The organism is Streptomyces sp. NPDC056161 (genome assembly GCF_042268025.1).
Classification (GTDB): Bacteria; Actinomycetota; Actinomycetes; order Streptomycetales; family Streptomycetaceae; genus Streptomyces.
Genome location: NZ_JBHJUV010000028.1, coordinates 14,845 through 39,255 on the forward strand (window position 1 = coordinate 14,845; position 24,411 = coordinate 39,255).

At 71.4% G+C, this 24,411-nt stretch carries 17 protein-coding genes and 1 pseudogene; 12 read left to right on the forward strand and 6 right to left on the reverse strand.

Annotated elements, in window-relative coordinates:
* Positions 1–29: 29 nt before the first annotated feature.
* On the reverse strand, positions 30–1,043 hold the full coding sequence (locus ACFC09_RS25115) for a LacI family DNA-binding transcriptional regulator (RefSeq protein ID WP_376532177.1): 1,014 nt from the start codon (positions 1,041–1,043) through the stop codon (positions 30–32).
* Between the two features lie 157 nt (positions 1,044–1,200).
* Between ACFC09_RS25115 and ACFC09_RS25120 the strand changes: the two genes are divergently transcribed.
* On the forward strand, positions 1,201–3,804 hold the full coding sequence (locus tag ACFC09_RS25120) for a PA14 domain-containing protein (protein WP_376532179.1): 2,604 nt from the start codon (positions 1,201–1,203) through the stop codon (positions 3,802–3,804).
* Positions 3,805–4,255: 451 nt separating this feature from the next.
* A complete protein-coding gene (locus ACFC09_RS25125) occupies positions 4,256–4,894 on the forward strand; it encodes a class I SAM-dependent methyltransferase (RefSeq protein ID WP_376532181.1) in 639 nt (212 codons plus the stop codon).
* Positions 4,895–4,986: 92 nt separating this feature from the next.
* Here the strand turns inward: ACFC09_RS25125 and ACFC09_RS25130 are convergent, their stop codons facing one another.
* Both ACFC09_RS25130 and ACFC09_RS25135 read right to left on the reverse strand, forming a co-directional pair.
* Positions 4,987–5,202 carry a hypothetical protein gene (locus ACFC09_RS25130; protein ID WP_376532183.1) on the reverse strand — a complete coding sequence of 72 codons (216 nt, stop codon included), beginning with the start codon at positions 5,200–5,202 and terminating at the stop codon, positions 4,987–4,989.
* A 126-nt stretch (positions 5,203–5,328) separates the two neighbouring features.
* Positions 5,329–5,700, reverse strand: a complete 372-nt coding sequence (locus ACFC09_RS25135; protein WP_376532185.1) for a winged helix-turn-helix transcriptional regulator — start codon at positions 5,698–5,700, stop codon at positions 5,329–5,331.
* Between the two features lie 122 nt (positions 5,701–5,822).
* Here ACFC09_RS25135 and ACFC09_RS25140 point away from each other — a divergent pair, with 122 nt between their 5' ends.
* Positions 5,823–6,473, forward strand: a complete 651-nt coding sequence (locus ACFC09_RS25140; protein WP_376532187.1) for an FMN-dependent NADH-azoreductase — start codon at positions 5,823–5,825, stop codon at positions 6,471–6,473.
* A 105-nt stretch (positions 6,474–6,578) separates the two neighbouring features.
* On the opposite strand, the gene ACFC09_RS25145 is transcribed toward ACFC09_RS25140, so the two are convergent.
* The 3 genes from ACFC09_RS25145 to abc-f form a co-directional block, all read right to left on the reverse strand.
* The gene (locus tag ACFC09_RS25145) at positions 6,579–7,208 is read right to left on the reverse strand and encodes a hypothetical protein (RefSeq protein WP_376532189.1); all 630 of its coding nucleotides are present in this window, start codon (positions 7,206–7,208) and stop codon (positions 6,579–6,581) included.
* A 199-nt stretch (positions 7,209–7,407) separates the two neighbouring features.
* Positions 7,408–9,033: an ABC-F family ATP-binding cassette domain-containing protein gene (locus ACFC09_RS25150; protein ID WP_376532191.1), complete on the reverse strand. Its 1,626-nt coding sequence runs from the start codon at positions 9,031–9,033 to the stop codon at positions 7,408–7,410.
* Positions 9,034–9,115: 82 nt separating this feature from the next.
* Entirely contained in the window at positions 9,116–10,750 is a 1,635-nt protein-coding gene (abc-f, locus tag ACFC09_RS25155; RefSeq protein WP_376532193.1) for a ribosomal protection-like ABC-F family protein, read from the reverse strand.
* 459 nt (positions 10,751–11,209) lie between these two features.
* Between abc-f and msrA the strand changes: the two genes are divergently transcribed.
* From msrA to sbnB, 9 genes and pseudogenes are all read left to right on the forward strand, one after another.
* Entirely contained in the window at positions 11,210–11,719 is a 510-nt protein-coding gene (msrA, locus tag ACFC09_RS25160) for a peptide-methionine (S)-S-oxide reductase MsrA (protein ID WP_376532195.1), read from the forward strand.
* 338 nt (positions 11,720–12,057) lie between these two features.
* Positions 12,058–12,537, forward strand: coding sequence for a hypothetical protein (locus ACFC09_RS25165; protein WP_376532197.1), 480 nt, complete (start codon positions 12,058–12,060; stop codon positions 12,535–12,537).
* 621 nt (positions 12,538–13,158) lie between these two features.
* The gene (locus ACFC09_RS25170; RefSeq protein ID WP_376532199.1) at positions 13,159–13,611 is read left to right on the forward strand and encodes a phospholipase; all 453 of its coding nucleotides are present in this window, start codon (positions 13,159–13,161) and stop codon (positions 13,609–13,611) included.
* Between the two features lie 164 nt (positions 13,612–13,775).
* Positions 13,776–15,411, forward strand: a pseudogene (locus ACFC09_RS25175) (alkaline phosphatase D family protein); the annotation flags it as partial.
* A gap of 251 nt (positions 15,412–15,662) precedes the next feature.
* Positions 15,663–16,103: a D-Ala-D-Ala carboxypeptidase family metallohydrolase gene (locus ACFC09_RS25180; RefSeq protein ID WP_376532202.1), complete on the forward strand. Its 441-nt coding sequence runs from the start codon at positions 15,663–15,665 to the stop codon at positions 16,101–16,103.
* A gap of 285 nt (positions 16,104–16,388) precedes the next feature.
* On the forward strand, positions 16,389–18,998 hold the full coding sequence (locus tag ACFC09_RS25185) for a Pls/PosA family non-ribosomal peptide synthetase (RefSeq protein ID WP_376532204.1): 2,610 nt from the start codon (positions 16,389–16,391) through the stop codon (positions 18,996–18,998).
* A gap of 13 nt (positions 18,999–19,011) precedes the next feature.
* The gene (locus ACFC09_RS25190; protein ID WP_376532206.1) at positions 19,012–22,275 is read left to right on the forward strand and encodes an amino acid adenylation domain-containing protein; all 3,264 of its coding nucleotides are present in this window, start codon (positions 19,012–19,014) and stop codon (positions 22,273–22,275) included.
* Positions 22,276–22,316: 41 nt separating this feature from the next.
* The gene (locus ACFC09_RS25195; RefSeq protein WP_376532208.1) at positions 22,317–23,321 is read left to right on the forward strand and encodes a TauD/TfdA family dioxygenase; all 1,005 of its coding nucleotides are present in this window, start codon (positions 22,317–22,319) and stop codon (positions 23,319–23,321) included.
* On the forward strand, positions 23,318–24,388 hold the full coding sequence (sbnB, locus tag ACFC09_RS25200; protein WP_376532210.1) for a 2,3-diaminopropionate biosynthesis protein SbnB: 1,071 nt from the start codon (positions 23,318–23,320) through the stop codon (positions 24,386–24,388). The genes ACFC09_RS25195 and sbnB overlap by 4 nt, the downstream gene beginning before the upstream one ends.
* Positions 24,389–24,411: the final 23 nt, after the last annotated feature.

Genomic DNA, 24,411 nt, shown 5'->3' on the forward strand with positions numbered 1-24,411 from the left:
AATCCCGGCCGGTCCGTCCGGGCCGCCGGTCAGCGTCGGCCCAGGGTGCTCTCCCGCTCCACCAGCCGGAATTCCGCGGTGAGTTCGCGTCCTCCCGGGTCCTGCCGGCCGGAGAGACTGCGCAGCAGCGAGGCCACCGCGAGCCGGGCGATGGCCTGTTTGTCGGGGGAGACGGTGGTCAGCGAGACGGCTCCGAAGCGGCCCTCGGCGATGTCGTCGAAGCCCACCACGGCGACGTCCCAGGGCACCCTCAGCCCGCGTTCGTGCAGCACCCGCATGGCGCCGATCGCGATCAGGTCGTTGTAGGCGAAGACCGCGTCGGGCCGCACGCCCGCGTCGAGCAGCTGCGCCATGGCCCGCGCGCCGTCGTCCCGGTCCCAGCCGCCCACCGGCACCACCAGGTCGTCCGGGGCCGGCGCCCCGGCCGTCGCCAGTTCGGCCCGCCAGCCGTCCAGGCGCAGATGCGCGGGGCGGTTGGCGGAGTCCGTGCGGGCGCCGAGAAAGGCGATCCGGGTCCGGCCGCGGCCGAGCAGATGGCGCACCGCGGTACGGGCCGCCGCCACGTTGTCGATCGCGATGTGGTCGAACGGCAGGTCGTACTCCCGCTCACCGAGCAGGACCAGCGGCACGTCGTCGGTCCGGCCGCGCAGGTCCTCCGCCTCCAGCTCCAGCGGGCTGAGGATCAGCCCGTCGATCACCCCGGCGCTGAACCCCTGGCTGACCAGCAGCTCCTGTTCGCGGTCGCCGCGCGTGTGGTCGAGCAGGACCGTGAACTCGTGCTCGGCGGCGGCGTCGATCACGGCGCCCGCCAGTTCGGCGAAGTAGGGATTGCCCAGTTCGGGGACGGCCAGCGCGATGATGCCGGTGCGGCCCTTGCGCAGATGGCGCGCGGTGAGGTTCGGACGGTAGCCCAGTTCGTCGATGGCCGCCTGCACCCTGGCCCGCATCGCCGGGGTGACGTGGGGATAGTTGTTCACGACGTTGGACACGGTCTTGATCGAGACGCCGGCGCGTTCGGCCACGTCCTTCAGGCTGACCCGCAAGGGATCTCCTCGGCATCGACGGGTGCTCCGGGACGGAGCTTTTGTCATGGACCTGGACAGCGGCTGAGAGCCGTGCTCTCATGCCAACTGCCTCTGCTTCCAACGTTGTACAGACTGAAGCACCGAGCCGCCACCCTTCCTCAGTCAAGGAGGATTCGTGCGCATCAGACCGATCAGAGACCGACTCGTCCTGCTCGTCGCCGCTGTGCTGGGGGCCGCGGGCCTGGCCTCCGCACCCGCCGCGACGGCCGCGGAGGATCCCGTCGAGGTCCATGGCCTCAAGGGCGAGTACTACACCCAGTCCGCGCCGGGCGCCTTCGATTTCGACCAACTCAAGGCGACCGGATTCGATCCCCAGCTGGACTTCGACTCCCTGGAGTCCCGGCTGACTTCGGCAACCGGACGGTCCGACGACGTCAGCGTCCGCTGGACCGGCCGGATCGTGCCGGAGAAAACCGGCCCCACCACCTTCTCGATCACCGGCGACAACGGCTTCCGCCTCTGGGTCGGCGGCAACCTCGTCATCGACCACTGGGTCGACGACTGGGACCGCGAACAGAACTCGGCCCCGGTGGAGCTGACCGCGGGGCAGTCCTACGACGTCAAGGTCGAGTACTTCGAGCACTACGGAGGCTCCAACCTGCACGTCCGCTGGACCCCGCCGGACGGCACCAAGACGGCGATCCCGCAGTCGGCGTTCCGGCTGCCCGAGGGGTACGCCTACGACGGTGCCATCGGCACCACGGTCCTGGGGGACGGCAGGACCCTCCGCCTCGACTTCGCCCAGGCGCTCGCCGCGCCGCCGGCGACGGTCACCGACCACCTGGACGCCGTGATCGGCGGTGCCAGTTGGCCGCTGGGCAAGGCCCGCCTCGACCCGGCCGACGACAAGTCGTTGCTGGTCGCGCTGGAGAAGCCCGTCGTCGGCAACAAGACCGGCACCGCGCGCGGCACCGCCGACGTCCGCTACGACGGTGCGGGCCGGCTCACCGGTGCGGACGGCAACGCCGTCAGCCCGTTCTGGAGCAGCGGCGCCAACCAGTCCACCTACGAGCTGAGCACCTCCTGGGGCGAGGACGTCACACCGGCCAACGCCCACCGCGAGTACCCGAGGCCGCAGCTGACCCGCGGCGACTGGCAGAACCTCAACGGCAGCTGGCAGTTCGCCGCGGCCAAGGCCGGCGAACAGCCGCCGGTCGGCCGCGACCTCGCCGAGCGGATCCTCGTCCCCTACCCCGTCGAGTCCCAGCTCTCCGGGCTCGAACGGCACGAGGACCGGATGTGGTACCGGCGCACCTTCACCGTCCCGGCCGGCTGGAAGATCGGCTCCGGCAAGCGCCTGCAACTGAACTTCGGCGCGGTCGACTGGCGTACCGAGGTGTACGTCAACGGCACCAAGGTCACCGAACACGAGGGCGGCTACGACAAGTTCAGCGCCGACATCACCGACGCCCTCAAGCCCGGCCGCACCCAGGAACTGATCGTCGGCGTCTACGACCCCACGGACGCGGCGAACGGCGAGAACCCGCCGCTCGGCAAGCAGCGCCTGGACCCCAGCGGCATCTGGTACACCCCGACCTCCGGCATCTGGCAGACCGTCTGGCTGGAGCCCGTCGCTGCCGACCACATCGACTCCCTCAAACTGACTCCGGACGTCGACGCGGGCACCCTGACCGTCGAGCCGAAGGGCGTGCGGGACGGACTTCCGGTCACGGCCACGGCGTACGCCGGGAAGCGGCCGGTGGCCACCGTCACCGGACGCAGCGGCTCGGCGCTCACTCTGAAGATCCGCGACCCGCACCTGTGGTCGCCGGACGACCCGTATCTGTACGACCTCAAGGTGACCGTCGGCGCCGACCGCGTCGGCAGCTACTTCGGCATGCGGTCCATCGCGGTCGAGAACGTGGGCGGCACCCCCCGCACCGTCCTCAACGGCGAACCGGTGTTCATGATGGCCACCCTGGACCAGGGCTTCTGGCCGGACGGCCTGTACACCGCGCCGAGCGACGAAGCGCTCGCCTACGACCTGAAGATGCACAAGGCGATGGGTTTCAACGCGGTCCGCAAGCACATCAAGGTCGAGCCCGACCGCTGGTTCTACTGGGCCGACAAGCTGGGCCTGATGGTGTGGCAGGACATGCCGGCGATGACGGCGGGCAAGAACCCTGACACGGCCTCCCGCGCCGAGTACGAGCGCGAGATGAAGCAGATGATCGACGAGCACATCAGCAGTCCGTCGGTCGTCATGTGGGTCACGTTCAACGAGGGCTGGGGCCAGTACGACATGGCCCGCATCGCCGACCAGGCCAAGGCGTGGGACCCGACCCGCCTGGTCAACAGCATGTCGGGCCTCAACCTCGGTGAGGACGGCGGCACCGGCGACATCATGGACGAGCACGGTTACCCGAGTCCCGCACTGCCACCGCATCCGGACGGCGAACGGGCCCTGGTCAGCGGTGAGTACGGCGGCCTCGGCCTGGCCGTGCCCGGACACGCCTGGTCGGTGCAGCAGTCGTACGTCGACGTCGACCCGGCCACGTACACCGACGACTACCTCGCCAAGCTCGACGAGGTGCGCGCCCTGGCCTGCCGGGGCGGCAACGGCGCGGTGTACACGCAGATCTCGGACGTCGAGGGCGAGCTGAACGGACTGCTCACCTACGACCGCAAGGTCGTCAAACCCGATGTGCGGCGGCTCAAGGCGGCCCAGGAGGCGTTGATCCACGACGCGTCCCGGGCGACCCCCGCGAACTGCGCCTGACACCCGGGCCGCCCGGCGCGCGCCTCCCCGCCCGCCGGGCGGCCCCGGGCCCCTTCCTGTCTTCCCGCCTTCCTGTCTTCCTGTCTTCCCGGCTTCCCGCTCTGAGCGGCCTCGGCCGCTCCCCGAGGTGCACCCGATGCCAGACGTACCGAACCGCGGCGGCGGCCGGTCGCCGCGCGCCGCCGGCCGGTGTGCCGTGCCGCGCGACGGCGGGGTTCGGCTGAGGGCCGGCACCACGTGGGCCGTGGCGAATCCCTGGGCACCCTGACCGGAACCCCGTGTCGCGGCGGGGCCGCGCGCCCCGTCCCGGCCACGAACCGGCACCCGTGCTCTTTGCGGAATCGGCAACGAGGTTTCCCGGACCGACACCGGGCGGTGCAGGCTCTCTCCAGGGGCGGCGGCCGGTTTTGCCCGCCCCGGCCGGACCGCGCCGATCCACCAGGAGGCCCCCATGACCGAGATGCCCACCGTGCGACCCGACGAGTTCTGGGAGAGCAGGTACCGCCGGAGCGACCGCGTCTGGAGCGGCCGGCCCAATCCGCTGCTCGTCCGTGAGGTGGCCGGACTGCGGCCCGGCACCGCCCTTGACCTCGGCTGCGGCGAGGGCGCCGACGCGGTGTGGCTCGCCTCACGCGGCTGGCGGGTCACCGGCGCCGACATCTCGGCCACGGCACTCGACCGCGCGGCGGCGCACGCCGAGCAGGCGGGGGTCGGCGGCCGCACGGCCTGGGAGCGGCACGAGCTGGGCCCGAGCTTCCCGCGGGGCGAGTACGACCTGGTGAACGTCCAGTACCTGCAGTCCCCCGTGGAACTGGACCAGCGCGCGGTGCTGCGCCGGGCCGCCGACTCGGTCGCCGAGGGCGGCACGCTCCTCGTCGTCCTGCACGCCGGCTGGCCGTCCTGGCAGACCGAGCCGCCTTTCGCGTACACCTTCCCCACCCTCGACGGCGTCCTCGACGATCTGGCGCTGCCCGACGGGAGCTGGACCGTCGGGACGCTGGAGTCGGTGCGGCGCTCCAGCTCGTCCCCGGACGGCGCGGAGGGCTTCCGCGACGACAACGTGTGGCGCCTGCACCGCACCGGCGCCTGACGTCCGCCCGCACGCGCGACTGACGGCCGCTCGCATGCGGCACGCCCGCCCGTGAGCGGCCGATGCGGGTACGGGTACGGGTACGGATCAGGCTAGGCGAAGCGCCCCTCGACGACCCGCTTCGCCGCCTCGCTCTCGGCCGCGGCGGGGGAGAGTTCGCTGAGCGTGTCGAGGTCGGTGTCCTCGCGCAGCTCCTGCTCCCAGGCGGCCGCGAGCCGTTCCTGCTCGTCGTGTGGCTGCTGCCGGACCCGCTCCCGGTCGCGGGGGCTCAGGGCGGTCAGGAAGCGCTCCAGGGTGTCGATCGGCATCCGGTTCTCCTTGGTCACGAGGGTGTCGGCGCCCCTGCGGGCACCGTCCCAGAGTGATCGGTGCCGGCCCCCGTCCCCGGGAGCTGCGGCCCGCTCGGACCCGAATGGAGCACCGGGCCACCGCGGTCACCTCTCGATCTGCTCCGTACAGGGCGCGCCGTCCGGCAGATGTGCCTTCGCCCATGCGCCCAGTTGCCGGAGCGCGGGCCCCAGGGCGGCGCCGGACTCGGTCAGCCGGTAGGAGACACGCAGCGGTGGGCCCTCGTCGACCTCGCGCAGCACGAGCCCGGCGGCGCCGAGTTCGGCCAGCCGGTCGGAGAGCATGCGTTCGCTGATGCCGGGGATCGCCCTGCGCAGCTCGGCGAAATAGGTGGGCCGTTCCACCAGGACGGCGACGATCGGGCCGTTCCAGCGCTTGCCGAGCAGCTGGAAGACACGTGTGATCCCGTCATCGACCTGCTTGCACGTTTCCACGTCGTGTTTCTGCACCGCCGTCATGCGGCCATGATACTAGCTCCCCGTTGGGAGATGAAAAAAAGTAAGTCCATGTGTTAGATATAGCCGAGTACGAAAACTCAGCCCGCGGTGGAAGCCGTGGGCTCGTTCCCCTGGAGACACGCATGGCCACCCTGCTGCACATCGACTCGTCCGTCTTCCCGAGCGAGGCGTCCGCCTCCCGGGCGGTGACGGCGGCCTTCCGCAAGAGCTGGCAGGAGCAGCACCCCGACGGAGCGGTGATCTACCGCGACCTCAGGGCCGAACCGGTTCCGCACATCACGGCGGCGGGCCACTCCGCCGGCTACACCGACCCGGCCGACCACACGCCCGAGCAGGCGAGGGACTTCGCCGTGCGGGTGAAGCTGATAGAGGAACTGGAGCAGGCCGACGCGGTGGTCCTCGGCGCGCCGATGTACAACTTCACCATCCCGTCGACGCTCAAGGCATGGCTGGACAACGTGCTCCTCATCGGCCGCACCGCGGGGGAGAACCCCTCGGCGAAGGGCACCCCGATCACCGTCGTGGCCAGCCGCGGCGGTTCCTATGCGCCGGGCACGCCGCGCGAGAACTACGAGTACGTGCAGAACTACCTGTCGGCGATCCTCGCGGACGGCTTCGGGCTCGACGTCGACTTCATCGTCCCCGAGCTGACCATGGCTCCGCACAACCCGGCCATGGCCGAACTGGTCCCGCTGTTCGAATCCTCGCGCGAGCGTGCTCTGCGGGACGCGTCGGACAAGGCGAAGGCCCTCATCGAGCGTCTCGTCGCATAGCCGCTCCCGGCCGCGACATGTGCGGTGCGGCCGTACGGGTGTGAGAGCGGCGGACTGTGTGTCTGCCTGTGCGTTTCCTGGTGCCGGGTGGTACCCGGGGGTGTGTCAGGCGTCGCCGTCCGGCGTGTCGCCCACGGCCTCGACGGGCTTCGCGGACTCCGCTTCGACGAGCGAGTACAGCACCGAGCGCTGCTCCTTGTGGCGCCGGATACGGCCCTTGGCGACGAGCGCCTCCAGGGTGTTGCGCACGACCTGCGGGGTCGGGGTCCGCTCAGGGTGCTCCCGCATCAACTCGCTACGCAGGTCCTTGGCGAGACAAGGCTCGTCGTGCGTGCGCAGCAGGTCCAGGAAGACATCCCCGAGCAGTGGCTTGCGCCCCTTCACCTGCGCGGAGGCACGGGCGGACTGCTTCTTCCCGGGCTCGGGGCCCGCGGCCGTGCGCGTGGCACGGCGCCGGGGATCCGCCGGCGCCGCCGGTGCCGCGGCGGCGGGAACCAGGGCGGGCTCGTCCTGCGCCTGCTGCGGCAGTGGCGCGCCGTCCGACGGAGCGCCGTCCGAGGGCGCGTCGAAACGCTCGGTGACGTCGAGGATGTTCCGCAGGAGGACCTCCTCCTGCTTCAACGCGGCGATCATCTCGGTGAGTTCCTGCTGCCGGCGCCGGTTGTCCCGCAGATCCGACGCGGCCTGCTCGACGTAGCGGGACCGGATCGAGGCATCGGTCGATTGACTGGGCACAGCCGTTCCCTCCTTGGAGACGATGGATGCTGGTGCGAATGGTACCGATCCACTGACGCGGTATTGACAGGTGTGAGGCCACCGAGGTGGAAACACCCGTGCACGGCACTCGATCGAGCCGCACACGGCACTCGATCGAGCGACGGGCGGCATGCGGCAGGCATGTCGCCCGTCGGCGTGCACGTACGTCGCAGAGACCTCACCGGACGTCGGGCGTCAGCCGCAGTTCGCGGCCCGGCCAGCGCCGCCGCAACCAGCGGTCGTGGCTGGCCAGGACGATGGCGCCGGAACCGGCGCCCAGGGCCTCCTCCAGTTCGTCGCACAGTCGTGGCGACAGGTGGTTCGTGGGTTCGTCGAGCAGCAGCAACTGCGGTGGGCGGGCCACCAGGAGCGCCAGCGCGAGCCGGCGCCGCTGGCCGACGGAGAGGTGCCCCACCGGCTTGTCCAGATCGGCCTCGTGCAACAGCCCCAGTGACGACAAGGGGACCGCCTCCGCCCGTTCGGCGCCGAGCGCACCCTCGTAGGTCTCCTGGACGGTGCGGTCGGGCCGGTCGAAGACGGTGTCCTGCCGCAGCAGTCCTACGGTCAGACCGGGCCGCCGTCGCACCTCGCCGTCGGCGCCGAGCCGTCCGGCGAGCACGGCCAGCAGGGTCGACTTGCCCGCCCCGTTGTCCCCGGTGACCAACAGCCGTTCGTCCGCCGCCACATCGACCCGGGGCACGGCGAGCCGGCCCGGCACCCGGACGTCGCGCAGCGACACGAGGGTGCCCGCCACCGGTTCGCCCGCGAGCACCGGATACCGCAGGCGCAACTGCCGCGGCGGCTTGGCGACCTGGGTGCGTTCCCGTTCGCCGAGCCGCCGGGCGGCATTGCGGACCCGGCGTGAGACCTGGCTCTGCACCCGGCCGCCCCGGTGGCCGTAGCCCATCTTCTCGTTGTCGCGCGGGCCCCGGTCCGGCGCGACGCGATGCGCGGTGACCCCGGCCGAGTGGCGCAGGGCCGCCAACTCCTCCTGCTCCTCGGCGTACCGCTGCTCCCAGCGTTCCCGTTCGGCCTGTTTCTCGGTCAGATAGGCGCTGTAGTTGCCGCCGAAGCGGACCGGGCCCTCCGGCGCGGGATCGAGGTCGATCAGGTCCGTGCACACGGCGTCGAGGAACGCCCGGTCGTGGCTGGCCAGCACGACCACTCCGGGCAGGCCGCGCACCTGTTCCTCCAGGAAGGCGGCGGCGCCGTCGTCGAGATGGTTGGTCGGCTCGTCCAGCAGCAGCGCGGTGGGCCGCCGGAGCAGCAGCGCGGCGAGGGCCAGCCGGCCGCGCTGCCCGCCGGAGAGCGAGCCGAGCGTGCGGTCGTGCGGGATCTCGCCCAGGCCGAGCCCGCCGAGCACGATCGTGGCACGCCGGTCCGCGTCCCAGGAGTCCCGTTCCTGCGCCAGTTCCAGTTGCCGACCGTACTCCTGGAGGAGTCCGGTGTGGTCGGGGTGGGACTCCGGGGTGTCGGCGAGCCGCCGGGTGAGGTGGTCGAGCCGCGCGAGATCGTCCCGGGCCTCGCGCAGGGCATCGTCGAGCACGTCGGCGAGCGTCGACACGGCGTCGTACGGCATTTCCTGGTGCAGATGCCCCAGGTCGGCGGGGCGTACGACGGTGCCGGAGTCGGGTCGGTCGGTTCCGGCGAGCAGGCCGAGCAGGGTCGACTTGCCGACGCCGTTCTCCCCGATCAGACCGATGCGGTGACCGGGGGAGGCGGTGAGGGAGACACCGTCGAGCACACGGCGGGTGCCGAGGGTGCGGACGAGGTCGTGGGCGAGCAGCGCGGGCTGCACAGACATGGGGGTCCACCGGAGGTGTGCGGGGTGAGCGAGGCCCGCCGGGCTGCTGCCTCGGGCGCGGGCACGGCCGATGAGTCGGCGCTCACACCTCGGGCGCCGCCGTCCCCACCAGCGCCCCGCCCTCCAGCCGCAGCCGGCGGTTCACGCCGATCTCGGCGAGGAACCGCTCGTCGTGGCTGACGACCACGAAAGCGCCCTGGTAGGAACCGAGCGCGCTCTCCAACTGGCCGATGCTGACGAGGTCGAGGTTGTTCGTCGGCTCGTCCAGGAGCAGCAGGTTGGGGGCCGGCTCGGCGCACAGCACACAGGCCAGGGTGGCCCGCAGCAGTTCCCCGCCGGACAGCGCCGCCACGGGCAGATGGGCCCGCGCGCCGCGGAACAGGAAGCGTGCCAGCAGGTTCATCCGCTCCGCCTCCGTGCGGTGCGGCGCGTACGCGGCGAAGTTCTCGGCGACCGTCCGGCCGGCGTCCAGCAGGTCGAGTCGCTGCGAGAGGTACGCGACGCGGCCGTCGGCCCGCTTGATCCGCCCCGTCTCCGCGTCGAGATCGCCGCTGATCAGGCGCAGCAGGGTGGACTTGCCCGCGCCGTTCGGTCCGGTCAGCGCGATTCGTTCGGGGCCGCGGATCGTGAGCTCGACGCCGTCCCCGGCGAACAGCGCCCGGTCGCCGTGGCGGACCTGTAGGCACTCGCCGAGGAAGACGGTGCGCCCCGCCGGGACACCGGTGTCGGGCAGGTCCAGGCTGATGCGCTGCTCGTCGCGCACGGCACGCCCGGCCTCGTCCAGCCGGGCCTTGGCCTCGCTGACCCGGGAGGCGTGCAGCTGACCCGACCGGCCCGCCGACTCCTGCGCGCTGCGCTTCAGGTTTCCGGCGACGATGCGCGCCAGGCCCGCGTTCTTGAGGTTGCGGGCGGCGTTGCTCGCCCGCCGCTCGGCGCGCTCGCGGGCCTGCTGCAACTCCCGCTTCTCCCGCTTCAGCTCCTGTTCGGCGTTGCGTACGTTCTTCTCGGCGACCTCCTGCTCGGCCTTCACGGCTTCCTCGTACGCGGTGAAGTCGCCGCCGTAGAAACGCAGTTCACCGCGGTCGAGTTCGGCGATGCGCTGAAGGCGGTCCAGCAGCGCGCGGTCGTGGCTGACCACCAGCAGACAGCCGGTGAAGTCGTCCAGCACGTCGTAGAGCTTGTGCCGGGCGCCGAGGTCCAGGTTGTTGGTGGGCTCGTCGAGCAGCAGTACATCGGGCCGCCTGAGCAGCTGGGCGGCGAGGCCCAGCGAGACGACCTGGCCGCCGCTGAGCGTGCCGAGGCGCCGGTCCAGGTCGAGATCGCCCAGGCCGAGCCGGTCCAGCTGGGCGCGGGTGCGTTCCTCGATGTCCCAGTCGTCGCCGATGGTCGTGAAGTGCTCCTCGCGCACGTCCCCGGACTCGACGGCGTCCAGGGCCCGGATCACCTCGGCGACGCCCAGCACCTCGGCCACCGTCAGGCCGCGGGTGAGCGGAAGGCTCTGCGGCAGGTATCCGAGTGTGCCGGAGACGGTCGACGACCCGGAGGTCGGCCGCAGGTCTCCTGCGATCAGCCTGAGCAGGGTGCTCTTGCCGGAGCCGTTGGGCGCGACCAGGCCGGTGCGGCCGGCGTCCACGGTGAAGGACAGGTCCTGGAAGACGGGGGTGTCGTCCGGCCAGGAGAAGGACAGGTGCGAGCAGACGACGGAAGCGTCGGACATGGAAACCTCGGGGGAGGAGAGGGCAGGTAGGCGTCACTGCCCGGGGCAGACAGGGGGAGAAGGCGACGACGACCGGGCCACGTCGGCGGCGCTCCACTGCGCCCACCGGTGGCCGATCAGCTCCGGGTATCACCCGGAGATGTCGTCGTCACCCGCCATGTCTGGTCTCCTCACAAACGATCAAAGGTGTCGCCGAGTGTAGCAGTCCGACGAGGCGGATTCGGCTGTCTCCGGGCTCGTCACTCTTTCGGCAGGTGGCGATATCGAGGTGTGCGGTGCATCACCGGTCTGACTGGTGAGTGTGCGTCGCGAGAGGGTGCGGCCCCGGGTGGAATATCCTGCGAAGCGCCGGTGGTTCGCAGGAACGGCCACGGCGGACGCCGGTGAACCGCGCGTGGGGCGGGGCACGGGCGTCGGCGGTGCGCCGGAGTTCCGGACACGGAAGAAGGGTGATGTGTGATGAGCGACAACGAGCAGAAGGCACTGCTGGCCGGTGGCTGCTTCTGGGGCATGCAGGAACTGATCCGCAAGCAGCCGGGAGTCCTGAAGACCAGGGTGGGCTACAGCGGCGGCGAGATCGCACATCCGACCTACCGCAATCACGGCAACCACGCCGAGTCGATCGAGATCACCTTCGATCCCGCCGTGACCGACTACCGCACCGTCCTTGAGTTCTTCTTCCAGATCCACGACCCGAGCACCAAGGACCGGCAGGGCAACGACCTGGGTGCCAGCTACCGCTCGGCCATCTTCTACCTCGACGACGAGCAGCGGCGGATCGCCGAGGACACCATCGCCGATGTCGACGCGTCCGGGCTGTGGCCCGGCCCGGTGGTCACCGAGGTCGTCCCGGCCGGCCCGTTCTGGGAGGCCGAACCGGAGCACCAGGACTATCTGCAGCGCTATCCGAACGGCTACACCTGCCACTTCCCGCGCCCCAACTGGCGGCTGCCCAAGCGCGCTGCGTGACATCCCCGGCGGCGGTGCTGTGGGCGCCGCGGTGCGGACGGGCACGGGCACGGGCCGCCGTACGGTCCGTGGTCGCCGGTGTGCCCGTCCGCGTGCCGGCATGCGCACTCCGGTGACGCCCGGCCGAAGGAGCCCGCCGGCCGGCGCCGGGAACCGGACCGGCGGGTCCGGGAGCTTCCGCTCCGGTGGGCCGGGGTGTGCGGGGGCCCGGGTGGGGATCCGACGGCCGCGAGGGGACCTGGGAACCGCCTGACCGGGAAACGGGAAACGCGTGTCCGCGCATGAGGCGTCCGGTCCGGTCATTCATGGCCGCGGGGCCGCGGCCGTGGAGGGGCGAGATGTGTCGGGGGACGCGGTCGGACGAGGCCGACCGGGAGGCGCTGGAGCGGGCGCTGGGGGTGGCCGGGCGGCACGGGCTGGGTGAGCACGTCATGACCCAGGGCCTCGGCGGCCGGACCACGGGACTCGGATGCGTGGCGGCGTCGGTCGCCCTCGTCCTGCTGCTGCCGGGCATCGGCCTGCTGGCCGGACCGTACGGCGGCCCGGCGAAGGCGGTCGCGGTGGCACTCGTCGTGCCGGCGATCGCCCTCCCCGTCGTCGCGATCCGGGTCGAGGGCCGGCTCGCCCACCGGGACACCCGGCTGCACGTCTTCGACGGGGGCTCGTCGTCACCAGGTCCGGGCGCACCGTACCGTGCGGCTGGCCGGACCTCCGGCTCGACGAGCGTGTCGAACACGGCTCCTACGGCAGTGCGGGACACGGCTTCACCGCGCACTGGCTGCACCTGTCCGCGCACGGCGCCCCCCTGTGCCGGCTGAACGCGAACAGCCCCGCCGCGCGGCGCCTACCGCCCGCCGCGGCGGAGGCGTAGGGGCCGCTGCGGCCTCGGCCGCCCGGGGCTGCGGGCCTACGCGGCGGCGCCGCCTCCCTGGGACGGGGAGACGGCGCCGCTGTGCGCTTCTGCGGACGTCAGACCAGCCAGCCGATGAAGTGGACGAGGCCGGCGAGGACGTCGGTGAGAAGGTTCATGATTGTGCTGCTCCTTGCGATGGGACTGTCATGTGGGACCTGTGCGTCAACTACGGTCTGCAGCCCGCGCCTTGCACGCCGTAAGTATCGTTCCGTCCCGCACGCCCCGGTGGTCTCCTGAGCGACGATCACCTGTTCCAGGGAACAAGTGATCCCCTGTTCGGATCGCCGCCGGCCTTCGCGCTCGGCCCCTGCGGCCCGTCGCCCCGTCCCGCCGTTCATGAGCCTTCGTGCGCTTCGTGGGCCTTCGTGCGCTCGGATTCCCTGGCCTTCGTACACTCAGATTCGGTCACACGCCCAAGAGTTAACGGCCCATTAGGGCCGACGCGGTTGGTCGGTCGTGCGTTCCGCACCATGATTGTCATGCCCCTGTCGCTTCTGCCGCGGCGGCAGCTTCCCTGAGGAGTGGAATGCACCGCAGACTCGCCACCGGCCTCGCCGCATCGGCGCTCGCCCTGATCACCGTCACCGTCACCGCCACGGCGGCCGACGCCGCCCCCGCGGACAAGCCCCAGGTGCTCGCCAGTTGGACGCAGACCAGCGCGTCGAGCTACAACCAGTGGGTCGCCGCCCGGGGGAATCAGGCGGCCTGGTCCGCGTACGGGTTCGACTGGTCCACCGACTACTGCTCGTCCTCCCCGGACAACCCCTTCGGCTTCCCCTTCGCCACGTCCTGCGCCCGGCACGACTTCGGCTACCGCAACTACAAGGCGGCCGGCGCGTTCGACGCCAACAAGTCCCGCCTCGACAGCGCCTTCTACGAGGACCTCAAGCGTGTCTGTGCCGGCTACGGCGGTGCGACCAGGACCGCCTGCGACGGCACGGCCTGGACCTACTACCAGGCCGTCAAGGCCCTCGGCTGACTGCCGGCGGTCCGGGCGGGCGGGGTGCGGTCTTCCGTGCGGAACGGCGCCCCGCTCCGTTCGGAACTCATCATTCCGCCATGTGGGGGTCATGAATCTTCCAAGTCGGTGTCGTGTCCGGCGCCTGCAATGCATCCGGCACCCCTTTCGACCCGGAGGTCCGGATGACACCCGCAACGGGCCTGTCACACTCCGCTCATGAACTCCGCGCCACGGCCCGCCACTTCGGCCGCCGCCGGTTCTCGACCGGCACCGCCGCCGCAGCCGCCCTGGCGTTCGCCGTGAACCTGCCCGTGGCCGGCACCGCCGGTGCCGCCGAACTCGACGCCGCACGGCTCGCCGACGACCCGTTCACCCTCAAAGTCGCCTCGGGCGACCCGCTGCCCGGCTCGGTGCTGCTGTGGACCAGGCTCGCCCCGGCGCCGTTCCAGCCGGACGGCGGACTCCCGGACCGGCGCATCGCCGTCGACTGGGAAGTGGCGACCGACGACGGCTTCCGCAACGTCGTGCGGCGGGGCACCACCACCGCCCGTCCCGAGTTCAACCACGCCGTCCACGTGCAGGTCGACGGACTGGCGGACAACCGCGTCCACCACTACCGCTTCAGGACCGGCGGCTGGATCAGCCCGGCCGGCCGCACCCGCACCGCACCCGCCGAGGGCAGCCGGGTTCCCGGACTGACCTTCGCCGTGGTCTCCTGCCAGCGCTACGACGAGGGCCACTACACCGCCTACCGGCATCTCGCCGAAGAGGACGTCGACATGGTCCTCCACCTCGGCGACTACCTCTACGAGTACGCCGTCGACTCCACGGGCGGCGCCCGCGCCTGTCCCGCGGGCACCGTACCGGCCCTCTACGACCACGAGACGGTGAGCCTGGACGACTACCGGCTGCGGTACGCGCTGTACAAGACCGACCCGGACCTCGCCGCCGCGCACGCCGCCCACCCGTTCGTCGTCCTGGGACGACCACGAGACGGAGAACAACTACGCCGACGACGTCCCGGAGAACGGCGACCCCGCCGAGCAGTTCCTGATCCGCCGGGCCGCCGCGTACCGGGCGTACTGGGAGAACATGCCGCTGCGCCGTCCCCAACTGCCGGACGGACCCGATCTCAGGCTCCACCGGCGGCTGCACTGGGGCAGGCTCGCCCAGTTCGACGTCCTCGACACCCGCCAGTACCGCTCCGACCAGGCATACGGCGACGGCTGGCAGTACCCCGGTCCCGAGTCCGAGGACCCGGCGCGCACCCTTACCGGAGATGCCCAGGAACGCTGGCTCATCGACGGCTGGCGCCGCTCCCGGGCGCTGTGGAACCTCGTGCCCCAGCAGGTCACCTTCTCCCGCCGGTACAACACCACGACCCTGCCGTCGAAGGTCTCCATGGACTCCTGGGACGGCTATCCGGCGTCGCGGGAACGCGTGCTCGCCGGGGCCGGGGCCGCGGGCGTGGACAACCTGATGGTCCTCACCGGCGACGTGCACGTGCACTACGGCTTCGACATCAAGCGGGACTTCGCCGACCCGGGCTCGCGCACGGTGGGGACGGAGATCGTCACGTCGTCGATCACCAGCGGCGGCAACGGTGCGGCGCGGCCGTCGAACTGGGCCACCTACCTGGCCGCCAACCCGCACCTGAAGTTCTACAACGGGCAGCGCGGCTACGCGACCGTGGCCCTGGCCCAGGACCGGGCGCACATCGACTTCAAGACGGTCTCCCAGGTCACGGTGCAGGGGGCGCCCCTCACCACCGCGGCGTCCTTCGTGACCGAGGTGGGCGACCAGGGGCTGAAGCCGGCGTGGGCGCCGCGTCGGCCGGGCCGTGGTGGAGTGGGGTGGGGGCCGGTTTCGTCCGCCGGGGGCCGGCCGCGCAACTCCCCGCGGGGCGCCTTCGTGGGTGCTGTCGACGGTCGACGGCGAAGGCTGTTTCGCTTACGGTTCAGGCGCGTCAACGAGCCACTTCCGCACGGTAGTCGAGACCCTTCCAGTCCGCGTACGGGCTGACCGCCGACGGCGGCGTCGGCCCGCAGACCCAGAGCGGGCTCAACGGTTTGGAGAACGCGGACGGCTCCGCGGCCCACTTCGACTGGAGCGAGTTCTCCTCCAAGGACGGCTCCGGTCCCGGCGGCGGCAAGATGGGATCCGCGCAGGTCAAGGAGAACGTACGGCGGTTGATGTACAGGCTGGAGGCGGTGCGCGGGAGGGCCGGGAACAGCGCGATCACCGTCAACTCCGGCTTCCGCAGCGTCGCGCACGACTCGTCCGTGGGCGGCGCTGCCAACAGCATGCACGTGTACGGCGTCGCCGCCGACGTCGTCGTCGCGGGCCACGCCGCGCTCCAGGTCTACCGGATCGCCGAGACCTGCGGTTTCTCCGGCCTGGAGGCGTACACGCACTCCTGGCAGCACGTCGACAGCCGGGTCCAGTACCCCCTCGTACGGCTCGGGGCCGTGGTGGTGGGAGAGCGGCGTGGTGTGACCGCCCTGGCCTGACCGCCGCCGGCGCCCCCGCACAGGGGGCCGGCGCCGTTTCGGGTCGGCGGCCGAGGGACGTCGCGGCGGGGCTCCGCGGGCCGGGCCGGGCCGTCGCGCAGACCGCCATCCGGGTGATCTACGGCCCGCCCCGGCAGCCCGCGTCGCCAGGAAACACAAGGTCAGCGCGGGTCGGCAGGGCGTCGTGGGCCTCGGGCGGAGTGGCAGCCCGACGGTGGCCGACCGAAACTGACAGAGCGGTTCGTGATCAGGTAATTGCGCAGGGAAACGTCCTCCAGGAGGTCGATGGTGGAGCAGTCCGCCGACGTCTATATATCCGGGCCGGACGACGCACCCTTTTCCGGGGGTACCGCCGACAGCCCGGCCCAGACGGAAACCGAGAGAAAATTCGCCGAAGTCCTGGCCGATCTGGTGAAAACGGAAAGCGTCCCGGTCGACAGCCATTTCTTCAACGACCTCGGCGCCAATTCGATGGTAATGGCCCAATTCTGCGCACGGATCAGAAAGCGCACGGACCTGCCATCCGCGTCCATGAAGGACATCTACCGCAGCCCGACCGTCCGGAGTCTGGCGGCGGCGCTGGCGCAGACCGCGCCCGCCCCGGCCGCGGCGACCCTCCAGACCTCCCCGGCACCGTCCACACCGGCGAGCACGCCGACACCGGCGGGCAAGGCGAACCACGTCCTGTGCGGCACCTTGCAACTGCTCATCTTCCTGGCCTACTCGTTCGCCGCCGGACTCTTCACCGCCCGGGGCTTCGAATGGGTCGCCGCCGCCTCCGGCTTCACCGACATCTATCTGCGGTCGCTGCTCTTCGGCGGCATCGGCTTCACGGCCCTCTGCGTCTTCCCGGTCGTCGCCAAGTGGCTTCTGGTGGGCCGCTGGAAGCCGCAGGAATTCCCGGTCTGGAGCCTTGCCTACCTACGCTTCTGGTTCGTCAAGGTACTGCTGCACGCCAACCCGATGGTCCTGTTCATCGGCAATCCGCTGTACGTGCTCTACCTGCGGGCCCTCGGCGCCCGCATCGGCAAGGGCGTCACGATCCTCTCGCACGCCGTCCCGGTCTGCACCGACCTGCTGACGATCGGCGACGGCGTGGTGATCCGCAAGGACTCCTACTTCCTCTGCTACCGCGCGCACGCCGGACGCATCCAGACCGGCCGGGTCACCTTCGGCCGGGACGCGTTCGTCGGTGAGAAGGCGGTGCTGGACATCGACACGGAGATGGGCGACGGGACCCAGATCGGCCACGCGTCCGCCCTGTACCGGGGACAGCGGATCCCGGACGGCGAACGCTGGCACGGCTCCCCGGCACAGCCCACGCAGACCGACTACCTGCGGGTCCCCCCGGCCCGATGCGGTCGCCTGCGCCGGATCTGGTTCGGTCTCGGTGCCCTGCTCCAGCTGTACTTCCTCTACCTGCCGCTCGGCCTGGGCGGTACGTACATCCTGTTCACCAGCGTTCCGGCGATCGGGAACCGGCTGAAGTCAGACGCCGCCGGACTCTCCTCGCCGGCGCTGTTCTCCGACGCGCTGGTGCTGTCCCTCCTCCTCTTCTTCGGCCTCACCGCGGTCGGCCTCGTGGTGCTGTTCATGGTGCCGCGCCTGCTGAGCCTCGCCGTCCGGCCCGACCGGGTCTACCCGCTCTACGGATTCCACTACGTGGTGCACCGCGCGGTGGCCCGGATGACCAACATCAAGTTCTTCGCCTGGCTGTTCGGCGACAGCTCCTACGTCGTGTACTACCTCCGCGGGCTCGGATACCACCTGAACCAGGTGGACCAGACCGGCTCGAACTTCGGCTCGGAGTTCCAGCACGAGACGCCGTTCCTCGTCTCCATCGGCAGCGGGACCATGGTGGCCGACGGACTGTCCATACTGAACGCGGAGTACTCCAGCACGTCCTTCCGGGTGTCGCAGGCGTCGATCGGCCCGCGCAACTTCCTCGGCAACAACATCGCCTATCCCGCGGGCGGCAGGACGGGAGACAACTGCCTGCTCGCGACGAAGGTGATGGTGCCCCTCGACGGAGAGATCCGTGAGGGCGTCGGGCTCCTCGGCTCGCCGTGCTTCGAGATCCCCCGGTCGGTGGAGCGCGACTCACGCTTCGACGACCTGAGGACCGGCGAGACCAAACGACGCCGGCTCGCGGCGAAGAACCGGCACAACCTGGGCACGATGGTCCTGATGATGGGCGTCCGCTGGCTGCACTCGTTCGTGCTCACGGTCATCGGCCTGGCCGCCGTCGACCTGTACGGCGTCGTCGGACACCTGGTGATCGCCGGATACCTGGCCCTCTCGCTGGCCGTCACCACGCTCCACTACGTCCTGGCGGAGCGCCTCATCACGCGGTTCCGCCCGCTGCAGCCCCGGCTGTGCTCCATCTACGACCCGTACTTCTGGTGGCACGAACGTCTGTGGAAGGTGCCGGACCAGTACCTCGAAATCTTCAACGGAACGCCCTTCAAGTCGCTGGTGTGGCGGATGCTCGGCGTACGCATCGGCCGGGCGGTCTTCGACGACGGCTGCTTCATCACGGAGCGGACGCTCACCGCCATCGGCGACGGATGCACCCTGAACCAAGGGACCAAGATCCAGTGCCATTCGCAGGAGGACGGCACGTTCAAGTCCGACCGCACGGCACTCGGCGCCGGCTGCACGCTGGGCGTCTCCGCCCATGTGCACTACGGCGTGACCATGGGCGACGGCGCGCTGCTGGCGCCCGACTCCTTCCTCATGAAGGGCGAGGAAGTCCCCGCCCTTGCGCAGTGGGGCGGGAACCCCGCCGCCGACCTGCCCGACGCCCCCGAGCTGACCTCGGGCGCCGGCACGCCGGCAGTGGTCCGGACAACGGCGACACCGTCCGTCAACGGCTCGGCAACGTCGGTGAGTTGAGGAAGGTCAGGCGATGGGAGCGCAGGTGGAATCGGACCGGGAGTACTGGAGCCGTGTGCTGAGCGCCGGCGGCTGCACCGCGGTGCCGCGGTGGGTCGGCGAGCCCGTGCCGGGCGTGGCCGCGTACGAGACGGCGGTGCCGGACGACCTGGCGGCACGGGTGCGCGAGCTCGCACGGGAGCTGGGGGTGCCGCTGAGCGCGGTACTGCTGGCCGCGCACGCCAAGGTGTTGGCCGCGCTCTCCGCCGAGCAGGAAGTGGTCACGGGCTATGTCGCCGGCGCGGGGAAAAGGCCGCTGCCGTGCCGGCTTCCCGTCGCGCCCGAGACCTGGCGCGCCCTGGTGTCCGCCGCGCACCGCGTCGAGTCCGAACTGCTCGCGCACCGGGACTTCCCGGTCGACGGGCTGTGGCGGGAGCTGCGGGTGGCGGGGCCGTCGTACGAGGTCGTGTTCGACCCGGCCGGGGCCGAGGGCGGGCTGGTGGACGACGCCGTCCTCGGAGTCGGCTGGTGGGAGCGGAACGGCCGGCTGGCCCTGCGGCTGCGCTACCGCACCCAGGTGCTCGACGCCGGATACGTGGCCCGGATCGGCGGCTACCACCTGACCGCACTGCGGCTGATGGCGGCGGATCCGGACGCCGAACACGCCGGACAGAGCCTGGTGTCGGCCGACGAGGTGCACGAGCAGCTCGAACGACTGGCCGGACCCGAGCGTGCACTGCCGCAGGCGAGGGCGCACGAGCTGTTCGAGCAGCGGGCGCGCGAGCACCCGGAGGCGATCGCCGCGGTGCAGGGCGACCGGTCGTGGACGTACGGCGAGCTGAACGCCCGCGCCAACCGTCTGGCACGGGCCCTCCTCGCCCGCGGACCAGGACACGAGGGCGTCGTCGCCGTGGTCACCGAACGCAACCTCGACTGGCTCGCCTCGGTCCTCGCGGTGTTCAAGGCCGGCTGCGTCTACCTGCCGATCGAACCGCACTTCCCCGCCGGACGCATCCTGGCAACGTTGTCGCGTGCCGGATGCCGTCTGGTGCTGACCGAGTCCGGCAGCACCACCACCCTCGACGAGGCCCTGACCGGCCTGCCGGACGTGGAGAAACTGCTGATCGAGGCGGCCTACGCGGAAGGGCACGCCGACGGGGACGTCGGGGTTGCGGTCTCGGCCGGGCAACTGGCCTACATCTACTTCACCTCCGGCTCCACGGGTGAGCCGAAGGGCGCGATGTGCGAGCACGCGGGCATGCTCAACCACCTCTACGCCAAGATCGACGACCTGGGCATCACCCAGGGGCGCGTGGTGGCGCAGACCGCCCCGCAGTGCTTCGACATCTCGCTGTGGCAACTGGTGTCCGCCCTGCTGGTGGGCGGCCGGACGCTGCTGGTCGGCCAGGACACCGTGGTGGACGTGGAACGGTTCGTCGACACCCTCGTCGAGGGCCGGGTCGGCGTGGTGCAGGTCGTGCCCTCCTACCTGGAGGTCGTGGTCTCCTACCTGGAGCAGCACCCGCGCGAGCTGCCGGACCTGCGCTGCGTGTCGGTGACCGGCGAGGCGTTGAAACGGGAACTGGTCCAGCGCTGGTTCGCCGGCCAGCCGCGCATCAAACTCGTCAACGCCTACGGCCTCACCGAGACGTCGGACGACACCAACCACGAGGTCATGGACAAGGTGCCCGAGCGGGTGCTGCTCGGCCGCGCCGTCAACAACGTACGGGTCCATGTCGTCGACGAACAGCTGTCCCTGGTGCCGCTCGGCGCCCCCGGGCTGATCGCCTTCTCCGGGGTCTGCGTGGGCCGGGGCTACGTCAACGACCCCGAGCGGACCGCCGAGGCGTACCGCGAGGACCCCTACCGGCCGGGCGAGCGGCTCTACCTGGCGGGGGACTGGGGCCGCTGGCACCCCGGCGGAAAGCTGGAGTTCCTCGGCCGCCGGGACAGCCAGGTCAAGATCCGCGGTTTCCGCATCGAGATCGGCGAGATCGAGAACACCCTGCTCGGGGTGGACGGCGTACGGGACGGCGCGGTCGTCGTCGCCGAACGGGCCGGCGGCAGCAAGCACCTGATCGCCTTCCACACCGGTCGGCGGCTGCCCACGGACGAACTGCGCGAGGAACTGGCCGACGTGCTGCCCGACTACATGGTCCCCTCGGCCTTCCACTGGCAGGACGCCCTCCCGCTGACCGCCAACGGCAAGATCGACAAGAAGGCCCTGAAGGCGCTGGCCGAACAGACGGCCGCGCCCGCCGAGCGGGACACCGCCGCGCAGCCCGACCGCGCGCCGCGCACGCCCGCCGAGCGGAAGCTGGCGGCCGCCTGGGCGGAGCTGCTGGGCGTCCCCGAGCCGCAGATCGGCCGCCGGGACCACTTCTTCGACTCCGGTGGCACCTCGCTGTCGGCCGTGAAGCTCACCATCGCCCTGGACCGCGCGGTCTCCCTCAAGGACATCACCCGCAACCCGGTGCTCGCCGACCTCGCCGCGCTGCTCGACGGCGGCACCCGCGACCGCACCGACCTGCTCCAGCCGCTGGCGGAGGCGGCCGGCGCCCCGGAATGCACCCTGGTCTGCTTCCCCTACGCGGGCGGCAACGCCGTCAACTACCAGCCGATGGCCGGTGCGCTGGCCGGCGGCGGTACGGCGGTCCACGCCGTGGAACTGCCCGGCCACGACCTCGCCGCCCACGCCGAGCCGTTCGCGCCGCTCGCCCGGGTGGCCCAGCGGGCCGCCGACGAGATCGTCGCGCGCGGGCCCACCCGGGTCATGCTGTGGGGCCACTCCGCGGGCGCGGCCGCGGCGATGGCGACGGCCCGGCTGCTGGAGGAACGCGGCGTGGACGTCGCCCGGGTGTTCCTCGCCGCTCAGCTGCCCTGCACCGCCGCGGAACGGCGTGCCGCCGCCCGGGAGCTGACGGAGCTGAGCGACGCCGAGATCGTCAAGCGGCTGACCGCGGACAGCGGCTACCCCGAACTCGCCGAGCTGAACGCCCGGCACGCCGAACGCGTGGCCGCCGCCTACCGCCACGACTGCGTGAGCGCGCACCACTACTTCGCCGACGCCCTGGAGACCCCGCCGGAGCGCAAGCTGGCCGCGCCGGTGACCGTGGTCATGGCCGCCGACGACCCGAACACGGCCGGCGAACCCGACCGACACCGCGCCTGGCAGCTGCTGGCCGAACAGGTGGAGTTGCACGAACTCCCCGACGGCGGCCACCACTTCCAGCGAACCCGGCCGGCCGAAGCGGCTCGGGCCGTCCTCGGTGCCACCGCACCACTGGCCTCTTCCTGAGCCCCCACCGCCCCCACCGGGGCAAGCGAAAGGAAACCGAGATGTCGTCCTCACCCCTGGCACCACCGCTCGACGTGGAGCTGGCGCCGGACCGCCCTCCGATCCTGCGCGTCAACACCCCCGCCGACCCATCCAGCTGGGCGGCCGAGTACCGCGACGCGCTGCGCGCGCAGGTCACCGAGCACGGTGCGCTGCTGGTCCGCGGTCTGGGTCCGGGCACGCCGGACCAGGTCGGCGCCGTCTTCGCGGGCCTCGCCGGCGGCCTGATGACCGAGCGGGAGGCATTCGCCCCCCGGGAGACGTACAGCCCGGGGCTGTACTCCTCCTCGACCTGGCCGGCCAACCAGCCGATGTGCATGCACCACGAACTGAGCTACTCGCTGGAGGTCCCCGGCCTGATGCTGTTCGCGTGCCTGATCCCGCCCGGTGAGGGCGGGGCGACCGCGGTGGCCGACGCCGAACAGGTCCTGCGGGCGCTGCCCGAGGAACTCAGCGAGCGTTTCGAACGCGAGGGCTGGCTGCTCACCCGCAGCTACAACGACGAGATCGGGGCGTCCCTCGCGGAGTCCTTCGGCACCGACGACCGCGCCGCCGTCGAACGCTACTGCCGCGCCCACGCCATCGACTTCACCTGGCAGCCGGACGGCTCCCTGCACACCCGGCAACTGCGCAGTGCCGTGGTCCGCCACCCGGTCACCGGACGGCGCTGCTGGTTCAACCAGATCGCCTTCCTCAACGAGTGGACGCTCGCCCCCGAGGTGCGTGAGTACCTGGTGGAGGAGTACGGCGCGGACGGGCTGCCGTTCAACACCCGGTACGGCGACGGCTCCGCCATCGGCGAGGACGTCGTGCAACAGCTCAACAGCACCTACGAGAAGCTGACCCGGCGCGAGCCCTGGCAGGCCGGCGACGTGCTGCTCGTGGACAACATACGCACCGCGCACAGCAGGGAGCCGTACACCGGAGAACGCCAGGTGCTGGTCTCCATGGCCGAGCCCCGGCGGCTGACCGACTGCGTCCCGACCCCGGAAGCGAGCAGGCGATGACGAACCTCCTGTCCCCCGACGCGCGGCGGGCCACCACCGGGGCGGCGCACGTTCCGGGCTTCGCGGTGATCTCCGGAGCCCAGGTGCAGCAGGCCCTCGCCGGGCGCGAGAAGGAGATCGTGGAACTGGTCGAGCAGACCTACCGGCTGCACGGCGCCGGGGACACGGTCAACCCGCCGTCGTACTTCCTGCGTTTCGCCGACCGTCCCTCCGCGCGCATCATCGCGCTGCCGGCCTCGGTCGGCGGACCGGCCCAGGTGGACGGCCTGAAGTGGATCTCCAGTTTCCCGGAGAACGTGGCGTCGGGGCTGCCCCGGGCCTCCGCGGTCCTCATCCTCAACGACCACGACACCGGGTACCCGTTCGCCTGCCTGGAGAGCTCCATCATCAGTGCGACCCGGACCGCGGCGTCGGCCGCGCTGGCGGCCGACCGGCTCAGCCGGGGCCGGTCCCGGCCCACCCGCATCGGGTTCTTCGGCACCGGACTGATCGCCCGCTACATCCACACCTTCCTCGCGGGCACCGGCTGGACCTTCGAGTCGGTCGGCGTGCACGATCTGTCCACCGACAGCGCCGCCGGGTTCTGCGGCTACCTGAAGCAGTCCGGCGCCACCGGGGAGATCACCGTCCACGAGCGACCCGAGGAACTGATCCGCTCCAGCGACCTGGTGGTCTTCGCCACCGTGGCCGGCACCCCGCACATCACCGACCAGGGCCTGTTCGCACACCACCCGCTGGTCCTGCACGTGTCGCTGCGCGACCTCGCCCCCGAGGTCCTGCTCGGCGCGGCGAACTTCGTCGACGACGTCGACCACTGCCTGAAGGCCGACACGTCCCCCCACCTGGCCGAACAGCTCACCGGAAACCGCGACTTCCTGAACGGCACCCTCGACGACGTCATGTGCAAGCGGGTCCTCCCGCCGGCCGACCGCACGGTGATCTTCTCGCCGTTCGGCCTCGGCGTCCTCGACCTCGCCGTCGGCAAGTTCGTCTACGACCAGGCAGCCCAGGCGGGTCACCTCCGCCTCATCGACGACTTCTTCCACGACCTGCGCCGGTACGGCTGACGCCCTTCCCCTCAGCCCTGGCA